The organism is Gemmobacter caeni, assembly GCF_003054195.1.
Classification (GTDB): domain Bacteria; phylum Pseudomonadota; class Alphaproteobacteria; order Rhodobacterales; family Rhodobacteraceae; genus Gemmobacter; species Gemmobacter caeni.
Genome location: NZ_QBKP01000028.1, coordinates 24,816 through 32,547 on the forward strand (window position 1 = coordinate 24,816; position 7,732 = coordinate 32,547).

The 7,732-nt window shown below is 64.8% G+C and carries 7 protein-coding genes; 3 read left to right on the plus strand and 4 right to left on the minus strand.

All coding sequences use genetic code 11. The annotated features are described in order from the left end of the window. Window positions 1–90 precede the first annotated feature (90 nt). The gene (locus tag C8N34_RS23690; RefSeq protein ID WP_108130771.1) at window positions 91–1,473 is read left to right on the plus strand and encodes a CAP domain-containing protein; all 1,383 of its coding nucleotides are present in this window, start codon (window positions 91–93) and stop codon (window positions 1,471–1,473) included. 33 nt (window positions 1,474–1,506) lie between these two features. Here the strand turns inward: C8N34_RS23690 and C8N34_RS23695 are convergent, their stop codons facing one another. The 4 genes from C8N34_RS23695 to C8N34_RS27200 are packed head-to-tail and all read right to left on the minus strand — an operon-like array spanning window position 1,507 to window position 5,504. Beyond that, the gene (locus tag C8N34_RS23695; protein WP_108130772.1) at window positions 1,507–2,832 is read right to left on the minus strand and encodes an HlyC/CorC family transporter; all 1,326 of its coding nucleotides are present in this window, start codon (window positions 2,830–2,832) and stop codon (window positions 1,507–1,509) included. Beyond that, a complete protein-coding gene (locus C8N34_RS23700) occupies window positions 2,829–3,779 on the minus strand; it encodes a site-specific tyrosine recombinase XerD (protein ID WP_054303596.1) in 951 nt (316 codons plus the stop codon). The genes C8N34_RS23695 and C8N34_RS23700 overlap by 4 nt, the downstream gene beginning before the upstream one ends. Then, a complete protein-coding gene (locus C8N34_RS23705; protein ID WP_108130774.1) occupies window positions 3,776–5,380 on the minus strand; it encodes a hypothetical protein in 1,605 nt (534 codons plus the stop codon). Before C8N34_RS23705 ends, C8N34_RS23700 begins: the two co-directional genes overlap by 4 nt. Further along, entirely contained in the window at window positions 5,370–5,504 is a 135-nt protein-coding gene (locus C8N34_RS27200; RefSeq protein WP_255349802.1) for a hypothetical protein, read from the minus strand. The genes C8N34_RS23705 and C8N34_RS27200 overlap by 11 nt, the downstream gene beginning before the upstream one ends. Before the next feature lie 148 nt (window positions 5,505–5,652). Here C8N34_RS27200 and C8N34_RS23710 point away from each other — a divergent pair, with 148 nt between their 5' ends. Next, the gene (locus C8N34_RS23710) at window positions 5,653–6,225 is read left to right on the plus strand and encodes a shikimate kinase (protein ID WP_082401024.1); all 573 of its coding nucleotides are present in this window, start codon (window positions 5,653–5,655) and stop codon (window positions 6,223–6,225) included. Continuing rightward, complete coding sequence (gene aroB, locus C8N34_RS23715) at window positions 6,222–7,343, plus strand: 3-dehydroquinate synthase (RefSeq protein ID WP_108130775.1); 1,122 nt, start codon at window positions 6,222–6,224, stop codon at window positions 7,341–7,343. Before C8N34_RS23710 ends, aroB begins: the two co-directional genes overlap by 4 nt. Window positions 7,344–7,732: the final 389 nt, after the last annotated feature.

Genomic DNA, 7,732 nt, shown 5'->3' on the forward strand with positions numbered 1-7,732 from the left:
AGAAATGGCACGGGAGCGTCACATGCGTGCCGTTATTTGACCCAATATACCAGACTGGCGCATAATGCGCGTGTGATGGGGAGCAAGTGAATGCCGCTGACGAATGCCGAGCAATATGCGCTTGAACTGATCAACCGTGCCCGGCTCGATCCGCTGGCTGAGATGAAGCGTCTTGGCCTGTCGTCCCTGAACGACGGGCTGGCCTCCGGAACCATCAAGGCCACAGCCAAGGAGGCTCTGGCCCCGCAGGAACATCTGGAAAGCTCGGCCCAGGCCTATGCGGTGTGGATCGGCTCCCCGTCCAAGAACGGGCTGAGCTGGCCGGACCTCCAACAGAACTATCTTCCCTATCACTATGGCCCCGGCAAGAATTCGTATGCCGACCGCATTTATGATGCGGACTACAACGGGGGCAGCGGTGCCAACTGGGTCGGGGAAAACCTGACGCTGCGGGATTACAACGGCACCACCTTCGAAAAAAGCGTCGTGGCGCATCATGCGGACTGGATGAACAGCCCGGGTCACCGCCTGAACATCCTGCGCGATGAATTCCGCGAGATCGGTTACGCGCAGGAGCGCGGCACTGTCTCCGGTGTGCCGGTCTCGGTCGCGGTGACCGATTTCGGCAAGGTCGCAAGCCGGGCCTGGGTCACCGGGGTCGCCTATTCCGACCGGGATGGCGACGGATTCTATTCAATGGGCGAGGGCCGGTCGGGTCTGAAAATCTCTGTCCTCAAGGGGGACCGCGACACCACCACGGGCGCGGGCGGCTATGCCGTGTCGGCCAAGATGGGCAGCGACGTGACGGTAAAGATCGGCAAGGCCATCACGATCGGCGTCGATCTGGCCGAAGGCAACGTGAAGGTCGATCTGGTCAACGGATCTGTGCTGAAGGTCTCCGGCGATGTCACGCTGATCAGCGGCATCGCACGGGCCGAACTCCTCGGGGTTGTCGAGGCCGGGCTGACCGGCAATGACAAGGGCAATATCCTGACCGGCAACAGCGCGCGCAACACGCTGTCGGGTGAGGGCGGCAATGACGTCCTGCGTGGCGGCGGCGGCAATGACGCGCTGTCCGGGGGCAAGGGCCGGGATCGGCTGTATGGTGATTTCGGCAATGACACGCTGACCGGCGGGCAGCAGGGCGACAAGCTTTACGGCGGTGCCGGCAAGGACCGGCTCGCCGGGGAGGCGGGATCGGACATGCTGTATGGCGGGGCCGGGGCCGACACCTTCGTTCTGGGCAAGGGCCATGGCGCGGACCGGGTGATGGATTTCAGCATGGCCGAGCGTGACCGGCTGGCCTTTGACGACAATCTCTGGACCGGCAAGCTGAACGCGCGCCAGGTGGTCGAGAAATTCGCCTCGGTTACCGAGGCAGGGGTGGTGTTCGATTTCGGCCGCGGCAACATGCTGGTGCTGGAAGACCTCACCACGACCGACGGTCTGTCGGCGCGGATCGGGATCTTCTGATCCGCGATCCGCAGCCGCAGGGGATATAGCCCCTTACAGCGGACGAACTTTCAGCCGAGTCAGCCGGTTTTCGCGTTTGGCTGCGACTTCAAAGCGGAAGCCGTGGAAGCTGAAAGCCTGCCCTTCGGCGGGGATCATCTGCGCCTCGTGGATCACCAGACCGGCAATCGTGTTGGCTTCGTCATCGGGCAGGTGCCAGTCCATCGCGCGGTTCAGGTCCCGGATCGTCATGGCGCCGTCGACGACGTAATCGCCGTTTTCGTCGCGGCTCAGCGCCTCTTCCTTCTGCACCACATCGAATTCGTCGGTAATGTCGCCGACGATTTCCTCGATGATGTCCTCCAGCGTGATCAGGCCCTGAATAGCGCCATATTCATCGACGACGATGGCGAAATGCGTGCGCCGCTTGAGGAACTCGCGCATCTGTTCATCCAGCGTCGTGGTCTCGGGCACGAAATAGGGCTTCATCGCCACTTTCATCACGTCGAGTTCGGACAGCGCGTCGGATTTGCCCGAATTCTGGCGCAGCACGCGTTCGACCTCGCGCAGCAGATCCTTCGCATGGATCACGCCGACGATGTTCTCGCTGTCACCACGATAAAGCGGCAGGCGGGTATGCGGCGACGACAGAACCTGCGTCAGGATCGCCTCGGGCGGCAGATCGGCATCGACCATCTCGATATGGCGGCGGTGGCGCATCACCTCTTCCACCGCGCGGTCCCCGAGATGCAGGGCACCCAGCAGGCGGTCACGGTCTTCCTTTTCCACCGCGCCTTCCGAATGGCCCAGCGCAATGGCGCCCACGATTTCCTCGCGCATCGCGAGCATCCGGCCCTCGGGGTCAGGCTTCAGACCCATCAGCCGCAGCAGCCCGCGCACCAGAATGCGCACCAGCAAAACGACCGGCGAGAAAATCACCATCAGAATGCGGATGATCGGCGCGACGCGGGCCGCGACCTGTTCGGGATAGGTGATCGACAGGGTTTTCGGCAGCACCTCGCCAAAGACCAGAACCAGCGCTGTCATCACAAAGGTTGCCAGCGCCACGCCATTCGCGCCGACCAGCCGGGTCAGCAGTGCGGTCGCCAGCGAGGCCGACAGGATATTGACGATATTGTTGCCCAGCAGCAGCGCGCCGATCATGCGCTCGCTGTCTTCCGTCACCCGCATGGCGGCGGCGGCGCCGGTCGATCCCTTGTCTGCCTGCGCTTTGAGCTTACCGCGCGAGGCAGCGGTCAGCGCGGTTTCCGAGCCGGAAAAGAAGGCCGACAGCAACAGAAGGCAGACGATGGCCCCCGCCATGATCCAGTCGGCCGTTTCCAGCAACGGCGCGGCAGCTTCGGCAGTCTCGGGGGTCATTCGTCTTCGGTCCTTCGGGCCAGAGGGTGATGGGTCAGAACAAGGGATTTCAGATGGTCGTCGAGAACGTGGGTATAGATCTCGGTCGTTGCAACATCTGCGTGGCCCAGAAGGGTCTGGATCACGCGCAGATCGGCACCCCCGGCCAGCAGATGCGTTGCGAAGGCATGGCGCAACGTATGGGGTGTGACCTTTCCGGGGGAGACCCCGGCCAGAACCGCAATCTGCTTGATCAGGATGTAGAAATGGTTGCGTGTCAGATGCCCGGCCGCGCCGCGCCCCGGAAACAGGTATTTCGACGGGGCGGCGCCTTCCTTGCGCGCAGCCTCTTCGGCCCGGTCGCGCCGGGCGAGCCAGTCGGCCACCGCCTCGCGCGCCGGGGGGGAGAGCGGCACCATGCGCTCTTTCCCGCCCTTGCCGCGCACGAGGATCATCTGCGGATCACCCCGCACCGCCGCAACCGGTAGTTCGACCAGTTCCGAAACCCGCATCCCGGTGGCATACAGCAATTCCACCAGCGCGCGATTGCGGATCTGGTCGTCCAGCGAGCGGCCCTTGTCGCGCGCAGCCTCCAGCAGGCGGTCAACCTCGTCATGGCTCAGAACCTGGGGCAGTTTCTTTTCGCGCCCCGGCGCAGACAGACGCAGCGCCGGATTGTCGGCCCGCCAATCCTCCTCATGCGCAAAGCGGAACAACTGCCGGATGGCGGACAGCCGCCGTGCGCGGGTGGCGGGCGACAGGCCCCCGGCCTCGCAGGAGATCAGGTAATGCTCCACCCCCTCGCGGTCGACCGAGGTGAAATCCTGTTTGCGATGCCTGAGCCAGCCTGCGAAATCCAGCAGGTCGCGCCCGTAGGCCAGCCGCGTATTGCGCGCAGCCGAACGCTCGGCCGCCTGAGCGTCGAGAAAGGTCGAGATCCAGCGCTCCATACCGGCGGGTGCGGTCATCCGCGCCGCTCCAGCAGCAGAAGCTCCAGCGCGGTGCGGCGGGCGGCATCCTCCAGTCCCATGCGCCGCAGCAGAGACAGGCCCTCGGCCACGCCGCGCGGATCGCCATGCACGCCGCGGCCGACCCGCGCAATCGCCCACAGCAGCGCCTCGCCAAAGCGCCGTTCGTCCAGCAGGCGCTGCGGCTCGGCGGTGATTTCCGGCGCAAGGAAAGCCGGGGCAATGGCGCGCGACATGCTGTCAGGCGGCGTCAGCCCGTTGATTTTTCCGCGCGCAAGCCCGATGAGGAACGCCTCCTGCACATCCGGCTGCGATACCGCTCCGGCACGGTCCTTCGCGGCCCGTTCATAGGCGGGCGACAGCAGTGCGATGTGAAAGGCCAGCGTAGCGGCATCGCCGGTCAGGCCCACCTGCATCAGCCGGTCACCATAAAGGGCGGCAAAGGTCGATTCCAGCTCCGCCCCGACCATCGCCTGCCAGACATCAGGCAGGATGCGCGCAATCCGCGTGCGGTCGCCACCGGACAGCGCGGCATCGAAGCGCTGGAACAGATCGACCCGGTCCCATACCCCGCCAGAGGCGGCAGGCGCCCGCGCGGTATACATGCCCAGCAGAAGATTTGGGGTGATGGCCCCCACGCGTGACAGCCGTTCTGCCGCTTCAACCTGCGCCTTCCAGCCCGCCTGCGGCCGCAATTCGGCATGGGCAAAGGCGATGGGCAGACCGAGCGTTGGCAGGGGCTCGCCGATCGCCTCGTAGATGCGCCAGACCAGCGGTGTCGGCTGGGGAGGCGGAGGCAGCGAGGGGATGCTGTCAGCCAGTTCGGCATCGAGAAACCGCACCAGCAAAACCTCGTCTTCCGGCTCCACCTGGCCAAGCGCGCGGGCAGTGTTCAGCGTCAGGGCGGCGGCGTTCCAGTCGCCCGCCCGTGCCAGGCAGAACACCCGCGCCGTCAGTGTCGGCGCCAGATGCGGTGAGGATTGCATCTCGATGCAGGCACTGTCTTCCTGCCCGGTGAGCAGCGCAATGTCGAACCGGCGGCGGAACAGCTCAGGCGTGCGCGCGCGCACCAGCTGGATCAACCCCGAGGCCTGATCCAGTGCCCCCATCGCCAGCAGCTTGTCGATCCGCGCCAGCAAAAGCCGTCCCTCCGGCCCGCTGTCGACCGGCGGATTGGCCTCGGCCAGCAGAAGCGTGCTGAACAATCCCTGGAGGGTGGGCAGGACCGGCTCTTCCGCTTCGGTGATGGTGCGGGCAAGGTCGCTCGCACGGGTCAGCCCCCACAGATCACGCGGCAGGCCGGTGCGTTCGGCAGGCAACAGCCCCACACTGTCGGGGGTGGGGGCGCCCAGCACCGTCACCGTCACCTCTGCCGGACGCGCATCCTTGGTGACCGCCGGTTCATTGGCGGGCCGTTCGGGCAGTGGCACCGAACTGGGGATCTTGCCACCCTGCGGTGGTGTGGCGCGATGCGATCCGGGCGCTGCAACGGATTTCGACAGCCAGTCGATGGCCGACATCGGATTGTCGGCCCGCGCCGGCATCGCTCCGCCCAGGGTCAGGCAGAGAATCGCCGCGAGTCGCCGCGTCTCAATTCGCATCAAGTGTCACCGGCACCGAAATTTCGCGCGGCTCAGGGTCGGGCAGGCCGAAATAGGCATAGCCCGCAAGCCCCACGAAGCCCAGCATGGCCAGCAGCAGAAGAAGTTTGATGATGCGCCCCATATGCCCGGCCCTCTGACGTGATGTTTATTCCCCGTCACCGCGACCGGCGGGGGTTTGCCGACGATTATATATGGCATTTTGCGCAAGTTCACGCCATTCAGGGCAAAACTTTCTGCGACCGGCAGTCGATTGCCGGACGGGCCGCAGAATGAAGGAAAAAAGGGCGAAGGGGATGGACCGACTGAAGAAGACCGTGGCGCTTGTCGGGATGATGGGTGCGGGCAAGACGGCGGTGGGTACCGCCGTGGCGCGGCTTCTGGGGGTTCCGTTCCGTGATTCCGACGAAGAAATCGTGCAGGCCGCGCAGCGCAGCATCGCCGAAATCTTTGAACGCGACGGCGAGCCGTTCTTCCGCGCCCGCGAGACCGAGGTACTGGGCCGCCTGCTGCGTGGAACGCCCTGTATCCTGTCGACCGGCGGTGGTGCCTTTCTGGCCGAACAGAATCGCGCACTGATCGGCGGGGCAGGGGTTTCGGTCTGGCTTCGGGCCGATCTGGATCTGCTCTGGCAACGCGTGCGGCACAAGACGACCCGGCCGCTGCTGCGCACCGCCAACCCGCGCGAGACGCTGCGCAACCTCTATGAGGCGCGGGTGCCGCTCTATGCGATGGCGGATCTGGTGGTGGATGCGGCGCCCGAACTTTCAATCGACGATATGGCACAGCGCGTGGTTGCCGCCCTTGCGACGCGACCCGATGTGCTGGAAAGGACTGACGCATGACTGGCATCGAAACCGTTCATGTCGCGCTGGGGGCGCGGGCCTATGATGTGCGTATCGGCACCGGGCTGATCGGCGCCGCCGGGCAGGAAATCGCACCGCTGCTGCGGCGCAAGCGCGTGGCTATCGTCAGCGATGCCCATGTCGCCGCCGTGCATCTGGCGCCACTGCAAGCCGCGCTGGCGGCGGAGGGCATCGTCTCCGAGGCGCTGATCCTTCCGCCCGGTGAGGCGACGAAGGGCTGGCCCGAGTTTTCCCGCACCGTCGAATGGCTGCTGGAACAGAAAGTTGAACGCCGGGACATCGTGATTGCACTGGGCGGCGGGGTGATCGGCGATCTGGTCGGCTTCGCCTCCGCCGTGCTGCGACGGGGCGTGCGCTTCGTGCAGATCCCGACCTCGCTTCTGGCCCAGGTCGACAGTTCGGTCGGCGGCAAGACCGGCGTCAATACAGCACAGGGCAAGAACCTTGTCGGGGCCTTCCACCAGCCCAGTCTGGTTCTGGCGGATATTGACGTGCTGCAAAGCCTGCCCGCGCGCGATTTCCTGTCGGGCTATGGCGAGGTGGTGAAATACGGCCTTCTGGGCGATTCCGCTTTCTTCGACTGGCTGGAAACCAACGGCCCCGCTCTGGCCGCCGGTGATGCCGACGCCCGGCAATATGCCGTCCGCCGTTCCGTCGAGATGAAGGCCCGGATCGTGGAGCGCGACGAGACAGAGGAGGGCGACCGCGCCCTGCTGAACCTCGGTCACACCTTCTGTCATGCGCTGGAAAAGGCCACCGGCTACAGCGACCGTCTGCTGCACGGCGAAGGTGTCGCCATCGGCTGCGCGCTGGCTTTCGAGCTCAGTCAGCGCCTTGGCCTTTGCTCGCAAGAGGCTCCCAGCCGCGTTCGCGCCCATCTGCGCTCCATGGGGATGAAGGTCGATATGGCGGATATTCCAGGCGATCTGCCGGACGCCACTGCGCTTCTGGCGCTGATGGGGCAGGACAAGAAGGTCATTGATGGCCGCCTGCGCTTCATCCTCGCCCGCGGTATCGGCGGCGCCTTCGTGGCCGAAGACGTACCGGGCGATGCCGTCCACACCCTGCTGACCGAAGCCCTGGCCCGGAAGGGCTGAGGGCAATCGCAATGGCTTCGAAGGCCCGCATCAGGCGGCTGATCTTCGGTCGACCGCACATGTCTGTAAGATTGGCTGGGGTGCCAGGATTCGATGAACGATGGAGACCGCCACAGGGTTTCTGCCGGTCTTGTTGGCTCTGGGGCAACGGGTGGGGCCGAGTGGGGCACTATTCGGCCAAGCTATCCGATTTGCTGAGCAGCCTAGAACGCAGTTTCGGTGAGGAACACATCCCCCTGTACACCGTATCCATAGCGAAGACTCAGTGTTTGCCCACTTGTAATAGTAATAGATCCCACATTCTCCAAGTAAGTCGCTGATTTCGCTGTCGTAATCGTGATATTTCGCATATAAATCATGGCGTTGACGGCTGCGAGGGGCGCGTTTCA